The organism is Pseudomonas sp. E141 (genome assembly GCF_052659885.1).
This window is the reverse complement of the sequence record NZ_CP084024.1, coordinates 637,975-656,273: the sequence shown is the minus strand read 5'-3', so window position 1 is coordinate 656,273 and position 18,299 is coordinate 637,975. Positions and strand designations below refer to the sequence as shown.

The 18,299-nt window shown below is 57.1% G+C and carries 10 protein-coding genes, 2 tRNA genes and 3 rRNA genes; 3 read left to right on the top strand and 12 right to left on the bottom strand.

From position 1 onward, the window contains the following. Positions 1–155 precede the first annotated feature (155 nt). Genes mksB through mksF form a run of 3 tightly spaced genes read left to right on the top strand, consistent with a single transcriptional unit; the run spans position 156 to position 4,964 of the window. Positions 156–1,436, top strand: a complete 1,281-nt coding sequence (gene mksB, locus GKKCFE_RS02860; protein ID WP_047229374.1) for an Mks condensin complex protein MksB — start codon at positions 156–158, stop codon at positions 1,434–1,436. After that, a complete protein-coding gene (gene mksE, locus GKKCFE_RS02855) occupies positions 1,426–2,127 on the top strand; it encodes an Mks condensin complex protein MksE (RefSeq protein ID WP_047229373.1) in 702 nt (233 codons plus the stop codon). Before mksB ends, mksE begins: the two co-directional genes overlap by 11 nt. Beyond that, positions 2,124–4,964 (top strand): Mks condensin complex protein MksF, encoded by a 2,841-nt coding sequence (gene mksF / locus GKKCFE_RS02850; RefSeq protein WP_047229372.1) that lies wholly within the window; start codon positions 2,124–2,126, stop codon positions 4,962–4,964. The genes mksE and mksF overlap by 4 nt, the downstream gene beginning before the upstream one ends. Before the next feature lie 175 nt (positions 4,965–5,139). Here mksF and GKKCFE_RS02845 read toward each other — a convergent pair whose 3' ends face one another. From GKKCFE_RS02845 to ilvC, 12 genes are all read right to left on the bottom strand, one after another. Then, positions 5,140–7,443, bottom strand: a complete 2,304-nt coding sequence (locus GKKCFE_RS02845) for an MlaD family protein (protein ID WP_445577460.1) — start codon at positions 7,441–7,443, stop codon at positions 5,140–5,142. Further along, positions 7,436–8,059, bottom strand: a complete 624-nt coding sequence (locus GKKCFE_RS02840) for a paraquat-inducible protein A (RefSeq protein WP_047229371.1) — start codon at positions 8,057–8,059, stop codon at positions 7,436–7,438. The genes GKKCFE_RS02845 and GKKCFE_RS02840 overlap by 8 nt, the downstream gene beginning before the upstream one ends. Continuing rightward, positions 8,046–8,705 (bottom strand): paraquat-inducible protein A, encoded by a 660-nt coding sequence (locus GKKCFE_RS02835; protein ID WP_047229370.1) that lies wholly within the window; start codon positions 8,703–8,705, stop codon positions 8,046–8,048. Before GKKCFE_RS02835 ends, GKKCFE_RS02840 begins: the two co-directional genes overlap by 14 nt. Positions 8,706–8,854: 149 nt before the next feature. Then, positions 8,855–8,970: ribosomal RNA gene (rrf, locus tag GKKCFE_RS02830) — 5S ribosomal RNA — on the bottom strand. Between the two features lie 150 nt (positions 8,971–9,120). After that, positions 9,121–12,012, bottom strand: a 23S ribosomal RNA gene (locus tag GKKCFE_RS02825). 247 nt (positions 12,013–12,259) lie between these two features. Next, positions 12,260–12,335, bottom strand: a tRNA-Ala gene (locus GKKCFE_RS02820). 27 nt (positions 12,336–12,362) lie between these two features. After that, positions 12,363–12,439, bottom strand: a tRNA-Ile gene (locus GKKCFE_RS02815). A gap of 65 nt (positions 12,440–12,504) precedes the next feature. Next, positions 12,505–14,041 (bottom strand): 16S ribosomal RNA (locus GKKCFE_RS02810). Together the 16S, 23S and 5S rRNA genes with 2 tRNA genes alongside form the textbook arrangement of a ribosomal RNA operon. Before the next feature lie 542 nt (positions 14,042–14,583). After that, complete coding sequence (gene msrQ / locus GKKCFE_RS02805; protein WP_047229828.1) at positions 14,584–15,204, bottom strand: protein-methionine-sulfoxide reductase heme-binding subunit MsrQ; 621 nt, start codon at positions 15,202–15,204, stop codon at positions 14,584–14,586. Continuing rightward, entirely contained in the window at positions 15,204–16,217 is a 1,014-nt protein-coding gene (gene msrP / locus GKKCFE_RS02800; RefSeq protein ID WP_445577459.1) for a protein-methionine-sulfoxide reductase catalytic subunit MsrP, read from the bottom strand. Before msrP ends, msrQ begins: the two co-directional genes overlap by 1 nt. Positions 16,218–16,280: 63 nt before the next feature. Next, positions 16,281–17,138, bottom strand: a complete 858-nt coding sequence (gene pssA / locus GKKCFE_RS02795; protein ID WP_047229830.1) for a CDP-diacylglycerol--serine O-phosphatidyltransferase — start codon at positions 17,136–17,138, stop codon at positions 16,281–16,283. Positions 17,139–17,281: 143 nt separating this feature from the next. Beyond that, a complete protein-coding gene (ilvC, locus tag GKKCFE_RS02790) occupies positions 17,282–18,298 on the bottom strand; it encodes a ketol-acid reductoisomerase (RefSeq protein WP_003228216.1) in 1,017 nt (338 codons plus the stop codon). Position 18,299 lies beyond the last annotated feature (1 nt).

The following is an 18,299-nucleotide window of genomic DNA, read 5'->3' as shown; positions in this document are numbered from 1 at the left end:
AAGTGGAAGGGATTCTACCGCCCTTCGAGACAGATCGCTTCCCTGTTGAATCAATAGTTGAGCGATTCAACCGACAGTCCGTCTCAGGGGTGAATCGCAACCGGCCTGATGCAGTACAATCGCCCCTTTTAATTGCCAACCCGACGGCCATTGCGATGATCGAACCCAAGCGCGTCTTGCGCGCCCTCGCTGAACACTGGGCATTGCTGGAACCTTTGTGCGAGCACTTCGACCAGGGCACCCTGAGCCTCAACGAATTGCGTTCACAATTGGCCGCCCAACAACTGGACAGCACGCCCCAGGACATCACCAACCTGCTGGACGTGTGGATCCGCCTGGACATCCTCGTACCGGTGGCGAAAAGCCCGAACCGTTTCGAGCTCAACGCCCAGATCCATGACTTCCTCGCCTACCTGCGCCGCGAACACCGCCTCGGCCTGTGCCTGGAAATCGAAGCCTACCTGCGCCACCTCGAGCGCCTGGCCGGTTATATTCAGGACGCGTTCGACATTCGCGACGGCAACGATCTGGCCCGCCAGTTGCGTCTGCTGGACATGCGCGTGCGCGACGTACTCAAGAAACTCGCCAACGACGAACAGGCCCTGGTAGCGGTGGCCGAACGGGCCAAGACCAGCGACCGGCAGATTCCGTTGCGCCAGCGCTACGCCGAAGTACTGGCGACCTGGGATGAATACGTCGAACCGATGATCCAGTTGGTGAACGCCGACGGTGCGTTCGAGCAAGGCGTGCGCAAGGTCGAGAATGTGCTTTTACGCATGCTCACCGAACAGCAGCGCCTCGGCCATCTGGTGGACGACGACATGCTGCTGCGCACCCACGCGCGCATCCTCGAGATGCAGACCAGCGCCCAGTTGACCCTGCGCCATGCCCGCGAATTGCTCCTGCCGCTACGCGAAGAGGCCCGCCGTCACAACGCGGTGACCCGTGGCGCCGCCCTGGCCCTGGCCGCCATTCGGCGCAAAGGCCTCGATGCCGTGCCCCAAGCCGCCATGCCGCTGTTCACCCGTCCGCAAAGCACCTTCCTGGGCAGCGCCAGTCAGGTCGAAGCCTACGTGTACGCCCTGGCCCGTTTCGAGCCGAAACCGGCGCGCTTCCCCAAGTCCCACAAGACCCACAAGGGCGGCGAGGCTCCTCGCGCGCCACGCACCGTACGCGAGATGGTCGAGCGTTGCGAAGACGCGCTGCCAATGCCGGACCTGATGACCTGGTTGCTGGAGCAGGAGCCGGACGGCGCCACCGACGAATTGCTGTACTGGTTCTCGCGTCTGTCGCGGGAAAAACGTTTCAAGCGCGAGCGTCTGGAACGCCGCGACTACCACACTCACGAGCATCAGGTCAGCCTGCGCTCCTTCGCCCTGCTCTCGGCCCGCGACACCGCCGCCGAGGATTCTGCGAGCATCCCCCATGCATCTTGATCTATCCGAACTGTCCCAACTGGCGCCGATTTTTCGCGAGCTGTTCAAGGGTTACCACGTCAGCCGCCGCGACCCGGAGCTGTACGCGCAACTGTCGAACTTCCAGGACCAGTACCGCACGCTGTTCAAGGCCCTGGGTTTCGAACTGGTGTGCGACACCCGTGGTTTCTACTACTTCGTGCCGGACCTCGCCGCCGCTGCGGTGAACAAGACCGCCCAACGCCTGGCGCTGTTCACCTTCATCCTCGTCGAGCACCTGGCCGACCAGGGCCGCGACCCGATTGCCGTGCTCGACGGTGGTAGCCTGGGCCGCGATGAGCTGCCCTCGCTTCTGGAAAAGTACCGCGACCTGTTCCTTCAGGCCGAAGTGCAGACCCAGGAAGAGCTGGAAGAAAAAATCATGCGCCGCATGACCCAACTGGGTTTTGCCGGCGAAGAGAACGGTGTCTACCGCTTCCTGCCACCGATGCACCGTTTCCTCGACGTCTGCCTGTCGGTCCAGCAGGACCGCGACCTGGCCGCCAGCCTGCACAGCGTGCTGCCGTTGCCTGCACCGGTACTGATCGACGAAGACAGCGACGAAAAGTTGCTGCAAACCGATGATCCGCTGGATCTGAGCGAATTCGAAGGTGAAAGCGAAGAAGACGCACTGGCCCGTGCCATTGCCGAAGAACAGGAGACCGACGCATGAGCAAGGAACGCTACGGCATCCGCCGCTTTGCCCTTTTGAACACCGCAGGCTACAGCCTGGGCCTGTTCCCGCTGGAAGAACCGCTGTCGGTGTACGGCGCGAACAACCTCGGTAAATCCGCGTCGATCAACGCCTTGCAGTTCCCGATCCTGGCGCGCATGTCGGACATGAGCTTCGGCAAGTACAGCCTGGAGCAATCCCGGCGGTTCTACTTTGCCTCGGACACCAGCTACATCCTGGTGGAAGTCGCCCTGCCCCACGGCCCGCACGTGATAGGTGTGGTCGGGCGCGGCCCCGGCGGCGGTTTCGGCCACCAGTTCTTTGCCTACGCCGGCAAGCTGGACCTGGCCCATTATCAGAAAGACGACACCTGCCTGCGTCAGAAAGAGCTGTTCACCAACCTGGAGCGCGAAGGCCTCAAAGCCTACGAACTCAAGCCTGATGAACTGCGACGCCTGCTGGTGGGCGGTCATACCTCGATTCCGCTGGACCTGACGCTGATCCCGCTGCGCTCCACCAGCGAGCAAAGCCTCAAGACCTTCCGCGCGCTGTTCATCAACCTGTTGCACATGCGCGAAATTACTGCGGCCAAGCTCAAGCAACTGTTCCTCGACGCGTTCGAGCACAGCCTGCGTTCCGGTAGCGTGGATTACATCGCCGCGTGTGAAGAGGCCTTCCGTGATGTACGACGCATGGAACAGGACTACAACTCCCTGGTGGCTGCCGGTCCGCTGGTGGAGGCCCTGGCCAATGGCGTGAAGCAGCGCGATGTACTGCGCGGCAAACTGCATCGCCTGTCACCGTTGCTCGACTCGCTGCTCGGCACTTGGTCGGACTACGCCAGTGCGCGCAAGGAAGAGCTGACCATCCAGGCCGAACACTACCGTAACGAGCAGGATTCGCTGCAGAACGACCAGCGCGGCGGCACTCAGGAGTTGATGCGCCTGGAACGGGAAATCAGCGGCATCCAGCGCTGGATTGGCGAACTGTCGGTGCTCAAGAACCGCTTTGCCCTGGTGGATGACGTCAAGGTCCTCGAGCAACAACTGCTCGCGGCCAAGGATGCCCACGACGAACTGGCCGGTGCCCTGGCCCAGTCCCGGCAGTTCAGCGCCGAAGACCTGGATGAGCGCCTGCGGGATCTGGAAAAACGCCTGAAGTCGGTCAAGCAGCAACTCGATCACGCCGATAACAACAGCTACGCCCGCCTGCGGGAAGAATTCTCGCAACAGGACGTTGAACGCCTGATGCGCCTGTTCAACAGTGCGCTGTTCAGCCTGCCGCTGGGCGAGCACGGTATCGCGCTGGACGAGAACGGCGAGTGGGTCAAATCCATGGAGCTGATCCTCGACGGCTTCAAAGGTGAGCGTTTCGAAGTACCGGGCCTGTCCATCGACCTGTCCCACATCGAACCGCCGGCCCTGCAAGCCCTGGCCGATCGCGCCGCACTGCGGGACCAGAAAGAACGCCTGGAAAAAGAACTCAAGCAGCTCAAGACCCAGCAAGCTGTGGCCGCCGACCGCGCCGCGAGCAAGACCCAGACCGAGGCGCTGTACCAGCAGGTTCTGGATGCGCAGAAAGCCCTGGAAGACTTCCGCCGCACCCAGACCCTGAGTGCCGAGGAAGGCGAAAAGCTTGAGCAACTGGCGCAGATGGAAGCCGCCCAGGACGAACTCAAGCGCTCCAGCGATGCCTTCACCGAACGTGTCCAGCAGTTGTCCGCCAAGTTGCAACTGGTGGGCCGGCAGATCGCCGACATGGAAGCCAAGCAACGTACCCTCGACGACGCCCTGCGCCGTCGTCAATTGTTGCCAGCGGACCTGCCGTTCGGCACACCGTTCATGGACCCGGTCGACGACTCCATGGACAACCTGCTGCCACTGCTCAATGATTACCAGGACAGCTGGCAGGGTCTGTTGCGGGTCGATGGCCAGATCGAAGCACTGTACGCCCAGGTCCGCCTCAAGGGCGTGGCCAAGTTCGACAGCGAAGACGACATGGAGCGCCGCCTGCAACTGTTGATCAACGCCTATGCCCACCGTACCGACGAAGCCCTGACCCTGGGCAAGGCACGGCGTGCGGCGGTGACTGACATTGCCCGGACCCTGCGCAACATCCGTAGCGACTACGACAGCCTCGAGCATCAACTGGCGTTGTTCAACCGCGAGATCAACAAGCGTCAGGTGTCCAACCTGCAGAGCTTCCGGATCGTCCTGGCGCCGAACAAGGAAGCGCTCAAGCACATCGACCAGATCATCCACAGCGCCGGCCAGTACGAGGAAGGCGAGACCCTGTCGGTGTTCGACCTCAGCCAGAGCGCCGAGCAGGACAACAAGAACGAAGAGGCCAAGGAATACCTGGCCCGCCTGGTGGCGGCCAACCACAACCAGCTCGGCCTCAAGGACCTGTTCGAACTGGCCTTCGAGATCACCAAGGTCAACGGCCAGCCCGTGATCCACACCGATATCGATGGCGCGGCGTCCAACGGCACCACGATGACCATCAAGGCGCTGACCAACATGTATTTGTTGCTGCACCTGATGGACCGCGAACAGGCCGGTCGCGTGCGTCTGCCGTACTACCTTGACGAAGCGGCAGACATCGACGAGAAAAACCAGGCCGCGCTGCTGGAAACCAGCTTGCAGCTGGGTTTTGTGCCGATCCTGGCCAGTGTGAAACCGCAAGTCTGCGCCAGCGTCGCCATCGACCTGGAAGGCGGCAGCGGCCCCAACGGCATCTACATCGACGAGGCGGACTGGAAGTACATCCGCCGTCACGATGCGGTGAAAGCCACGGTGAACGTGCAGGCCGACGAGCCGGAGCTGGATCCGGTTTGAGGTAAATAGCCGGACACAAAAAAGGCCGCGATCCAATGGATCGCGGCCTTTTTTATTGGGCTTTTTAGGATTGTCGCGAGCAGGCTCGCTCCCACAGGTTTAGCGTCGCAATCAGATGACACTTCGTGGGAGCGAGCCTGCTCGCGATGGCGTCAGAACAGACTGATTGCCCTGATCACTTACCCAGCTTGATCTTCGGCGCCCAGGTCAGCCACTCCTCTTCAAACTGATCGAACAAGGGGAAGGTCTGCTCCGGTCGCGCCGGGTTGCCCATCCGCTCGCCATCCGGGGTGGCAAAAGCGATGCCGCCCTGAATCAGCGTCTCCAGCGACTCAGTCCGCACTGTCGCGCCTTTGAACAACCCGAAGTCCATGCCGAAGCCACTGGTATTCCAGAATCGCGTGCCGCTGCGCACCAATGGCGCGTACTTGGGCTCGATCAGGATATGAACCAGCACACGGTCCGCCGTCTGGCCCAATTCATAGCCAGTAACTTTGCCCACGGTAATCTCGCGATACGTCACCGGCACGCCGGTCTTCAACGAACCACGGCGAGCGGCGCTCAACACCAGGCTCAGACCGGCTTCAGGGACGGCGTTTTGCGGTGGGCTGGCGAGGGCCACGAAGTTTTTCTGCGGCCCCAGGTTTTTCACCGGTGGCTGTACTTCGATGTACTGCCCGGTCACCAGCGTCTCCAGGTTCGAGGTCTTCATCAGCCCCAGTTCGGGCTTGACCACCCAGAACTGAGAGCCGACCCGAGCAATACGCTCCGGCACTTCGGTGATACGTGCGGTAAGCAGGATCGATTGCATGTCGGCGCTGAGGTCCACGTCTTCGATCTTGCCCACATCCAGCCCTTTGAAACGAATCGGCGTGCCGCTGCGCAAACCGTCGGCGCGATCGACCTTGATCGTCACCATTGTGCCTTTCTGTTGCGCGGCTTCTCGGTCTGCATGCAGACGGAACCGTGGGATGCGCCTTTTCAACGGCACATTGGGTTCCGGCGTATCGAAAGAAATGCCGCCGGCCATCAGGCTTTGCAGGGATTCGCTCTTGACCTGGATCCCCCCCGTCAAACCACCCGTGAGCGTAATCCCACTGGCATTCCAGAACCGGGTCGATCCGTTGACCAGACCTTCGTATTCCTTCTCGATGTGCACACCAATGATCAACTGCTTTTTCTTGCGGGAGAACTGGTAGCTCTGCACCGATCCAACCTTGACCTGTTTGTAGAGAATCGGACTGCCGACCTCCAGCGAACCCAGGTTTTCAGTGAGCAGGACCAGGTGCAGCCCGGGCGAACGCAAGTCCAGCGGTGGCGCCTTCGGCCTGGCTTCAAATTCGCGCTGCGGCGCGCCTCCCTTGTCGCCGGGACGTATGGCGATGTAGTTACCTTTGACCAATGCCTCAAGGCCCGTAATCCCCGCCAGCGAGATCGACGGCTTGACCACCCAGAACTGGGTGCCGGTCACCAGGTAATCTTCGGCCAGTGGGTCTAGGGTCAATTCAGCGGTAGCGCTGGACAGATCCGGATCGACCTTGAGGTTCTTCAGGCTGCCGACCTGAATGCCTTTGTACATCACCGGAGTACGACCGGACTGTAACCCTTCGAAGTCGCTGAGCTTGACCTTCACGCGGATGCCGGCAGCGGCAGCGTCGAAGTCTTCATAAAGACGAAACGGCAGGCTCGGGTCTGTGGGCGGACTGTCTTTGCGACTCTCCGGCGTGGCGAACGCGATACCACCGGCCACGATGCTCGCCAGGGATTCGCTGCGCACTTTGACGCCCGACAGGTTGGCATCGATGCTGATGCCGCTGGCATTCCAGAAACGCGTGTGTTTACGCACCAGGCTGGCATAAGTCGGTTCGATATAGATTTTGATTTCGACCGTGCTCTGATCCTCCGATAGCAGGTAGCTTTTCACCTGCCCGACCTGAATCTGTTTATAGAACACCGGGCTGCCACGGTTCAGCGAGCCCAGGCGCTCGGCCTTGAGGGTCAGGTGCAAACCAGGCTTGGCGTCCGAGAGCGGCGGCTCTTCGGCCAGGGCCTTGAATTTACGGATCGGCTCCCCTTCCCCCGGGCTGATAGCCACGTAGTTACCGGAAACCAGGGTTTCCAGGCCGGTGATGCCGGCCAGGGTCACGCTCGGCTTGACCAACCAGAAGCGTGTCCCGGTCTTGAGGTATTGCTCGACGTCCTTGTTCATCTCAATGGTCGCGACCACGCCTTTCGAGCTGCCTTCGTCATCGAGCTTGAGGGACTTCACTTTGCCAACCGGCATACCCTTGTAGACGACTTCAGTCTTGTTGACCTGAATACCCTCGCCGCTTTCAAAGCGCACGTTGATCTCGATGCCGGTTTCGTTATAGGCCCGCCAGCCGAGCCAGCCGCCGATAATCAAGGCAATCAGCGGCAAGACCCAAATCGCGGACCAGTTCGAAGCCGGTCGGGTTTTAGCGGTAGGCAAATCAGTCATGGTCGTCATCCGACTCCGTGTTATCCCAAATCAGTCGGGGATCGAAGGTTACTGCGGCAATCATTGTCAAAATCACTACGCTGGCAAAAGCAATTGCACCAAGACCGGCTTCGACACTGGCGAGTCGACCGAAATTCACTACCGCCACCAATATGGCGATCACAAAAATATCCAGCATCGACCAGCGCCCAATGAACTCGATAAAACGGTACATAAGGATGCGTTGCCGCGCAGACATGGGCTGGTGCCGTTGCACGGAAAACAGCAGCAAGGCGATGCCTACCAACTTGAAAGTCGGAACGACGATACTGGCGATGAACACCACGGCGGCAATCGGAATCATCCCGTGCTGAACCAGTTCGATGACCCCGGCCATGATGGTGCTCGGAGCCCCTTGCCCCAACGAGTTGATGGTCATGATCGGTAGCATGTTGGCCGGAATGTAGAGAATCGCGGCAGTGACCAATAACGCCCAGGTCCGCATCAAGCTGTTTGGGCGACGAGGATGAACCAGGGCGCCGCAGCGGGTACAGGTTTGTGTATCGACGTCAGCTTCCTGCCGGTTTAGCTCGTGGCATTCTGTGCAGATCAAAATACCCGCATCAATCGCCCGCATGAGCGTCCTCTCCTGATAACGCTTGCCAGATCTGATGCGGCGACATCACCACCTCCAGCCAGACCTGGACGAGCAACAAACTGATAAAACACGCCAGACCAAGCCCCACGGTAATGGCCGCCATGTCTGCCAACTTGACGATGGCCACCAGCACACCCATGAGGTAAACCTCCAGCATGCCCCAGTCGCGTAAATGGTGATAAATGCGATAGAGCAATAAGCCGTAGCTACGGCCGATATTCCAGCGAATGGTCAGTAACACGGCCAATTGGCAAAGCAGTTTAAGCAGCGGAATACCCATGCTGCACAGAAAAACCACCACCGATACACCTTGCATGCCGGTATTGAACAGGCCGACCACACCACTCCAAACGGTGTCCTGGGAGGATTGGCCGAGCAAATTGAGCTGCATGATGGGTAAAAAGTTCGCCGGCACATACAACAGCAGAGCGGCAATGACCAATGCAAGGCTGCGTTCGACCACATTGTGTCGGTGAGCGTAGAGCTCATACCCACAGCGAGGGCATTCGGCTTTTTCGCCATGGGCCAGCTGGGGCTTGCGCATCAACAGGTCGCACTCATGGCACGCCACCAAGTCATCCAACGGCAGATCTGACAACCGAGGGGCGTCAAACGGATCGGGCATAAAGAGCTCTGGCTCAACTAAGGTGGAGGCTATTCTAGTGCGCTGGCTTGAAAATAACTGTGCAAATTTATTCCGAGCCTCGGCGCAATTTTATTGCGGGCAAAACAAAACCCCTACCTGCGTCAGCAGATAGGGGTTTCGGAATTTAATCTTGACGATGACCTACTCTCACATGGGGAAACCCCACACTACCATCGGCGATGCATCGTTTCACTACTGAGTTCGGGATGGGATCAGGTGGTTCCAATGCTCTATGGTCGTCAAGAAATTCGGTAGCCAGCGCGTGCCTTGCGGTCACGTTCCAGCGAATGGGTATGCGATAGGTTTGTGTGTTGTGCGAACTTTCGGTTCATAGCGTCTTCACACACCGCAATCTGGTGCCCTGTATCGGGTCAGCAAATTGCTTGGGTGTTATATGGTCAAGCCTCACGGGCAATTAGTATGGGTTAGCTCAACGCCTCACAGCGCTTACACACCCCACCTATCAACGTCGTAGTCTTCGACGGCCCTTCAGGGGACTCAAGGTCCCAGTGAGATCTCATCTTGAGGCAAGTTTCCCGCTTAGATGCTTTCAGCGGTTATCTTTTCCGAACATAGCTACCCGGCAATGCCACTGGCGTGACAACCGGAACACCAGAGGTTCGTCCACTCCGGTCCTCTCGTACTAGGAGCAGCCCCTCTCAAATCTCAAACGTCCACGGCAGATAGGGACCGAACTGTCTCACGACGTTCTAAACCCAGCTCGCGTACCACTTTAAATGGCGAACAGCCATACCCTTGGGACCGGCTTCAGCCCCAGGATGTGATGAGCCGACATCGAGGTGCCAAACACCGCCGTCGATATGAACTCTTGGGCGGTATCAGCCTGTTATCCCCGGAGTACCTTTTATCCGTTGAGCGATGGCCCTTCCATACAGAACCACCGGATCACTAAGACCTACTTTCGTACCTGCTCGACGTGTCTGTCTCGCAGTCAAGCGCGCTTTTGCCTTTATACTCTACGACCGATTTCCGACCGGTCTGAGCGCACCTTCGTACTCCTCCGTTACTCTTTAGGAGGAGACCGCCCCAGTCAAACTACCCACCATACACTGTCCTCGATCCGGATAACGGACCTGAGTTAGAACCTCAAAGTTGCCAGGGTGGTATTTCAAGGATGGCTCCACGCGAACTGGCGTCCACGCTTCAAAGCCTCCCACCTATCCTACACAAGCAAATTCAAAGTCCAGTGCAAAGCTATAGTAAAGGTTCACGGGGTCTTTCCGTCTAGCCGCGGATACACTGCATCTTCACAGCGATTTCAATTTCACTGAGTCTCGGGTGGAGACAGCGCCGCCATCGTTACGCCATTCGTGCAGGTCGGAACTTACCCGACAAGGAATTTCGCTACCTTAGGACCGTTATAGTTACGGCCGCCGTTTACCGGGGCTTCGATCAAGAGCTTCGCGTTAGCTAACCCCATCAATTAACCTTCCGGCACCGGGCAGGCGTCACACCCTATACGTCCACTTTCGTGTTTGCAGAGTGCTGTGTTTTTAATAAACAGTCGCAGCGGCCTGGTATCTTCGACCGGCGTGGGCTTACGCAGCAAGTGCTTCACCCTCACCGGCGCACCTTCTCCCGAAGTTACGGTGCCATTTTGCCTAGTTCCTTCACCCGAGTTCTCTCAAGCGCCTTGGTATTCTCTACCCAACCACCTGTGTCGGTTTGGGGTACGGTTCCTGGTTACCTGAAGCTTAGAAGCTTTTCTTGGAAGCATGGCATCAACCACTTCGTCACCCAAAGGGTAACTCGTCATCAGCTCTCGGCCTTAAGATCCCGGATTTACCTAAGATCTCAGCCTACCACCTTAAACTTGGACAACCAACGCCAAGCTGGCCTAGCCTTCTCCGTCCCTCCATCGCAATAACCAGAAGTACAGGAATATTAACCTGTTTTCCATCGACTACGCTTTTCAGCCTCGCCTTAGGGACCGACTAACCCTGCGTCGATTAACGTTGCGCAGGAAACCTTGGTCTTTCGGCGTGGGTGTTTTTCACACCCATTGTCGTTACTCATGTCAGCATTCGCACTTCTGATACCTCCAGCAAGCTTCTCAACTCACCTTCACAGGCTTACAGAACGCTCCTCTACCGCATCACCTAAGTGATACCCGTAGCTTCGGTGTATGGTTTGAGCCCCGTTACATCTTCCGCGCAGGCCGACTCGACTAGTGAGCTATTACGCTTTCTTTAAAGGGTGGCTGCTTCTAAGCCAACCTCCTAGCTGTCTAAGCCTTCCCACATCGTTTCCCACTTAACCATAACTTTGGGACCTTAGCTGACGGTCTGGGTTGTTTCCCTTTTCACGACGGACGTTAGCACCCGCCGTGTGTCTCCCATGCTCGGCACTTGTAGGTATTCGGAGTTTGCATCGGTTTGGTAAGTCGGGATGACCCCCTAGCCGAAACAGTGCTCTACCCCCTACAGTGATACATGAGGCGCTACCTAAATAGCTTTCGAGGAGAACCAGCTATCTCCGAGCTTGATTAGCCTTTCACTCCGATCCACAGGTCATCCGCTAACTTTTCAACGGTAGTCGGTTCGGTCCTCCAGTCAGTGTTACCTAACCTTCAACCTGCCCATGGATAGATCGCCCGGTTTCGGGTCTATTCCCAGCGACTAGACGCCCTATTAAGACTCGCTTTCGCTACGCCTCCCCTATTCGGTTAAGCTCGCCACTGAAAATAAGTCGCTGACCCATTATACAAAAGGTACGCAGTCACCCAACAAAGTGGGCTCCCACTGCTTGTACGCATACGGTTTCAGGATCTATTTCACTCCCCTCTCCGGGGTTCTTTTCGCCTTTCCCTCACGGTACTAGTTCACTATCGGTCAGTCAGTAGTATTTAGCCTTGGAGGATGGTCCCCCCATATTCAGACAAAGTTTCTCGTGCTCCGTCCTACTCGATTTCATGACTAAGAGATTTTCGCGTACAGGGCTATCACCCACTATGGCCGCACTTTCCAGAGCGTTCCGCTAATCTCAAAGCCACTTAAGGGCTAGTCCCCGTTCGCTCGCCACTACTAAGGGAATCTCGGTTGATTTCTTTTCCTCAGGGTACTTAGATGTTTCAGTTCCCCTGGTTCGCCTCTTGCACCTATGTATTCAGTACAAGATAACCATCTTATGATGGCTGGGTTCCCCCATTCAGACATCTCCGGATCAAAGTCTGTTTGCCGACTCCCCGAAGCTTTTCGCAGGCTACCACGTCTTTCATCGCCTCTGACTGCCAAGGCATCCACCGTATGCGCTTCTTCACTTGACCATATAACCCCAAGCAATCTGGTTATACTGTGAAGACGACATTCGCCGAAAATTCGCATGCTCTAAGAGCACTCACAAATTTTACCTTAGCCTGATCCGTTACCAGTGAAAGTAACGTTCAGTCTATCTTTCTATCACATACCCAAATTTTTAAAGAACGATCTAATCAAAAGACTAGAAATCAACATTCAGCACCGTCTTGGTGGAATGCTCATTTCTAAGCTTTAAACGTTGGTGCCAATCTGTAATGGTGGAGCCAAGCGGGATCGAACCGCTGACCTCCTGCGTGCAAGGCAGGCGCTCTCCCAGCTGAGCTATGGCCCCGTATTTCTACAGGGAACACCATGAAATTGGTGGGTCTGGGCAGATTCGAACTGCCGACCTCACCCTTATCAGGGGTGCGCTCTAACCAACTGAGCTACAGACCCAATCGTCTTCTTCAATGAATCAAGCAATTCGTGTGGGAGCTCATGAAGCAGCTGCGGTCGTCGATTAAGGAGGTGATCCAGCCGCAGGTTCCCCTACGGCTACCTTGTTACGACTTCACCCCAGTCATGAATCACACCGTGGTAACCGTCCCCCCGAAGGTTAGACTAGCTACTTCTGGTGCAACCCACTCCCATGGTGTGACGGGCGGTGTGTACAAGGCCCGGGAACGTATTCACCGCGACATTCTGATTCGCGATTACTAGCGATTCCGACTTCACGCAGTCGAGTTGCAGACTGCGATCCGGACTACGATCGGTTTTGTGGGATTAGCTCCACCTCGCGGCTTGGCAACCCTCTGTACCGACCATTGTAGCACGTGTGTAGCCCAGGCCGTAAGGGCCATGATGACTTGACGTCATCCCCACCTTCCTCCGGTTTGTCACCGGCAGTCTCCTTAGAGTGCCCACCATGACGTGCTGGTAACTAAGGACAAGGGTTGCGCTCGTTACGGGACTTAACCCAACATCTCACGACACGAGCTGACGACAGCCATGCAGCACCTGTCTCAATGTTCCCGAAGGCACCAATCCATCTCTGGAAAGTTCATTGGATGTCAAGGCCTGGTAAGGTTCTTCGCGTTGCTTCGAATTAAACCACATGCTCCACCGCTTGTGCGGGCCCCCGTCAATTCATTTGAGTTTTAACCTTGCGGCCGTACTCCCCAGGCGGTCAACTTAATGCGTTAGCTGCGCCACTAAGAGCTCAAGGCTCCCAACGGCTAGTTGACATCGTTTACGGCGTGGACTACCAGGGTATCTAATCCTGTTTGCTCCCCACGCTTTCGCACCTCAGTGTCAGTATCAGTCCAGGTGGTCGCCTTCGCCACTGGTGTTCCTTCCTATATCTACGCATTTCACCGCTACACAGGAAATTCCACCACCCTCTACCATACTCTAGCTCGACAGTTTTGAATGCAGTTCCCAGGTTGAGCCCGGGGATTTCACATCCAACTTAACGAACCACCTACGCGCGCTTTACGCCCAGTAATTCCGATTAACGCTTGCACCCTCTGTATTACCGCGGCTGCTGGCACAGAGTTAGCCGGTGCTTATTCTGTCGGTAACGTCAAAACACTAACGTATTAGGTTAATGCCCTTCCTCCCAACTTAAAGTGCTTTACAATCCGAAGACCTTCTTCACACACGCGGCATGGCTGGATCAGGCTTTCGCCCATTGTCCAATATTCCCCACTGCTGCCTCCCGTAGGAGTCTGGACCGTGTCTCAGTTCCAGTGTGACTGATCATCCTCTCAGACCAGTTACGGATCGTCGCCTTGGTGAGCCATTACCTCACCAACTAGCTAATCCGACCTAGGCTCATCTGATAGCGCAAGGCCCGAAGGTCCCCTGCTTTCTCCCGTAGGACGTATGCGGTATTAGCGTCCGTTTCCGAGCGTTATCCCCCACTACCAGGCAGATTCCTAGGCTTTACTCACCCGTCCGCCGCTCTCAAGAGGTGCAAGCACCTCTCTACCGCTCGACTTGCATGTGTTAGGCCTGCCGCCAGCGTTCAATCTGAGCCATGATCAAACTCTTCAGTTCAAACATCTTTGGGTTTTGAGAAAACCCTAAACTTGGCTCAGCAATCGTTGGTTACATCTTTGATTTCTCGCGGAGTAACTTGTGATGCTGATAATCTGTTGACTAGCAGTCTGACTCCACAAGCACCCACACGAATTGCTTGATTCAGTTGTTAAAGAGCGGTGGGTTGAGCCTTTCGTCTCAACCGAGGCGCGCATTCTACAGCGCCCGGTGTATCTGTCAAGCGGTTATTTTAAGAAGTTTTCAAAGTTTCCTCTGCAACTTCAACCACTTGCGCTTCCGATCTCTCGTTAGCGGGAGGCGAATTCTACAGCGTTACTCGCTGCTGTCAACACCTCTTTTTGACCGCTTTCGATCGAGAAGATCGAATCGTTAACGGAGCCAGGAAAACCGCCCCACCAACTGCTTCCCAAGCTTCGATGACCTGAAGCCCTGCGCTGCCGAAAATCGTTTAACTCATTGAAACTCAAGGAGTTTTTCGTTTCGACTGCGCCGGAAGTGGGGCGAATTATAGACGTCCAGGATTTGCCGTCAAGCGTTAATTACGCTTTTGTTGCAGAAGGTGCTTTGCGTCCAATTAAACGCGGTATCCGGCGCGTAACCACAGGAATTCGAAGCATCAAAAGCACAGCACCTATAAAGGCGTAAATCGACCACTCCTTAAGATCCGCCCGCACAATCCACAACATATGCAGCAATCCAAGGCCCAAGATCGGATAAACCAGGCGATGCAGTTTTTTCCAGCGCGCGCCCAGTCGCCGCTGACTGTAGCGATTGGAAGTAATCGCCAGCGCCAAGAGCCCCAGAAACCCGAGCGCTCCGACGATAATATAAGGTCGCTTGCTCAGCTCGACGCCCAGTTGCGACCAATCGAACCCCAGGATGAACGCCGTATACCCACTCAAATGCAGCACCACATAAGCAAAACACCACAATCCCAGCTGACGCCTGACCGCGATCCACCCTGCCCACCCCGTGAGTTTCTGCAACGGCGTCATGCTCAAGGTGATCAACAACAAAATAAGCGTGCCCAACCCGAGCCGATCCACCAGCACCTTGCCTGGGTCAGGCCCCAACTTATTCATCAACGCTTCGTAGAGCCAGAGCAACGGCCAAACCGCCGCCGCGACAAAGACGCCGATTCGCCAGACTGGAAAACGCATCAGTAGTCCTTCCTCAAGTCCATCCCTGCATATAAAGAAGCGACTTCATCCTGATAGCCGTTGAACATCAACGTATCGCGCACGTTAGGACTGAACAGCCCGCTCGGCAGACGGCGCTCCCGTGCCTGGGTCCAACGCGGGTGATCGACCGTCGGATTGACGTTGGCGTAAAAGCCGTACTCGTCGGACGCAATGCTCTGCCAGGTGGTCTTGGGCTGCTCGCTGACCAGACTGATGCGCGAAATGGACTTCACACTTTTGAACCCGTACTTCCACGGCACCACCAAGCGCAACGGTGCACCGTTCTGATTCGGCAACTCTCGCCCATACATCCCAACCGCCATGATTGCCAGCGGATTCATCGCTTCATCCAGTCGCAAGCCCTCGACATAAGGCCAGTCGATCAAAGCAAACCCTGAGCGCTGCCCTGGCATAGTCTTGGGATCCTGCAGGGTTTCGAAACGAATGTACTTGGCCTTGGAGGTCGGCTCGACCTGCTTGAGCAACGCCGAAATGGGAAAGCCAATCCATGGGATAACCATGGACCAGGCCTCCACGCACCGCAGGCGATAGATTCGCTCCTCCAACTGGTAAGGTTTCATGAAGTCTTCCAACGCATAGCGCCCCGGCTTGCCCACTTCCCCATCGACCACCACGCTCCAGGGCTCGGTTTTCAAGGATCCGGCATTGGCCGCCGGATCACCTTTGCCGGTTCCGAACTCATAGAAATTGTTGTAATGGGTGGCGTCTTTAAAAGGAGTGATGGACTCATCCTTGACCGTAACCGCGCCCCATTGGGTGGACGGCAGCTTCTCGGCAAACCAGGACGGCGCCTTGCCGGGCTCGACATCCGCATAACGCGCAACATCGGCAGCACTGGCCCAACGCGGAAGACCGCTGACGGCAAGCCCCGCCATGGCGGCCCCAAGCATTTGGCGACGGGATAGATAGAGGGATTCTGGCGTGACGTCCGACTCAAGGCAGTCGGACGACTTGGGGATCTTGATCAGCATGACAACTCCGCAGCATTGGAGGGCAGATGCACCAATAGACTGCGGAGTATGAGGGAAATTACATCACTCGGCTTTTTTGTGTCGGCGCAGGCGCAACAGGTATTGAACCGGGCCGGAAGCGGCATAGGCGAGGAATACCAGCAACAAGATACGTGGCGGATCACTGAAGACCACCGCGAACACCAGCACCACCGCCAGAATCGCCACGAACGGCACCCGCCCTTTGAGATCCAGCTCCTTGAAGCTGTTGTACTTGATGTTGCTGACCATCAGCATACCGGACGCCGCTACCAGCAGCGCCACAAGGAACGACATCTTCGATCCCTGGATACCGTAGTCGCTGAAAGCCCAGACAACACCGGCTACGACACCCGCAGCGGCAGGACTCGCCAAGCCGATGAAGTAGCGCTTGTCAGCCGTACCGACCTGGGTGTTGAAACGTGCCAGACGCAACGCGGCACCGGCAACATAGACGAAGGCGACCATCCAGCCGACCTTGCCCATGTCCCCCAGCGCCCAACCGAACGCCAGCAAGGCCGGGGCCACGCCGAAAGCGACCATGTCCGACAGCGAATCGTACTCGGCACCGAACGCGCTCTGGGTATTGGTCATGCGGGCCACACGCCCGTCCAGGCCATCGAGCACCATGGCGACAAAGATCGCGATGGCAGCGAAGGCAAAGTAACGACTCGCCCCGGCGCTATCGCCGGCGCTCAAGGCCGCTTGGGCGCTCATGGAGCTGATGATGGAATAGAAACCGGCGAACAGGTTCGCGGTGGTGAACAGATTCGGCAGCAGATAGATGCCACGGTGCCGGACCTTACGGCCTTCAGCGTCATGTCCTTCTTCGACGTGCTCATCGATGGGCAGCAGGCTTTCGGCGTCAGGAGCCTGGTTGGGCTCGTCGGGGCGTTCGCTCATGGACAGTACCTTGCAACGGTGTGAAAAATTCGACAGGTGTCTGGGACGAGGGTTCGGCCGCAAACGATGCAGCTTTATACCAGAAGCCACCGCCCAAACGAAAAAACGCGGCCAGGGCCGCGTTTTCCGATCAAGCTCGCGACTTAGTTCTTGGCTTTGTCGACGATCTTGTTGGCACCGATCCACGGCATCATCGAGCGCAGCTGCTCGCCAATGATTTCGATACCGTGAGCGGCGTTGTTGCGACGCTTGGCGGTCATCGAAGGATAGCCGGTAGCGCCTTCGCTGATGAACATCTTGGCGTATTCGCCGTCCTGAATACGTTTCAGGGCGTTACGCATGGCCTGGCGGGATTCGGCGTTGATCACTTCCGGACCCGTCACGTACTCGCCGTATTCAGCGTTGTTGGAGATCGAGTAGTTCATGTTGGCGATACCGCCTTCGTACATGAGGTCAACGATCAGCTTCAGTTCGTGCAGGCATTCGAAGTAGGCCATTTCCGGCGCGTAGCCAGCTTCAACCAGGGTTTCGAAACCGGCCTTGACCAGCTCGACAGTACCGCCGCACAGAACGGCTTGTTCGCCGAACAGGTCGGTTTCGGTTTCGTCCTTGAAGGTGGTTTCGATGATGCCGGTACGGCCGCCGCCAACACCGGCAGCGTAGGACAGAGCGACGTTCTTGGCGTTGCCGGAGGCGTCCTGATAGATCGCGATCAGGTCAGGGATACCGCCGCCCTTCACGAATTCGGAACGAACGGTGTGGCCCGGGGCCTTCGGCGCGATCATGATCACGTCGAGGTCGGCGCGTGGCACTACCTGGTTGTAGTGAATCGCGAAACCGTGGGAGAAGGCCAGGGTGGCGCCTTTCTTGATGTTCGGTTCGATTTCGTTCTTGTACAGCGAAGACTGGAACTCGTCCGGGGTCAGGATCATGACCAGGTCGGCGGCGGCAACGGCAGAAGCCACGTCGGTGACTTTCAGACCATGGGCCTCGGCCTTGGCAACGGTGGCCGAGCCTTTACGCAGGCCGACGGTCACGTCAACACCGGAGTCCTTGAGGTTGCACGCCTGGGCGTGGCCTTGGGAACCGTAACCGATGATGGCGACTTTCTTGCCCTGGATGATCGACAGGTCGCAGTCTTTATCGTAGAAAACTTTCATG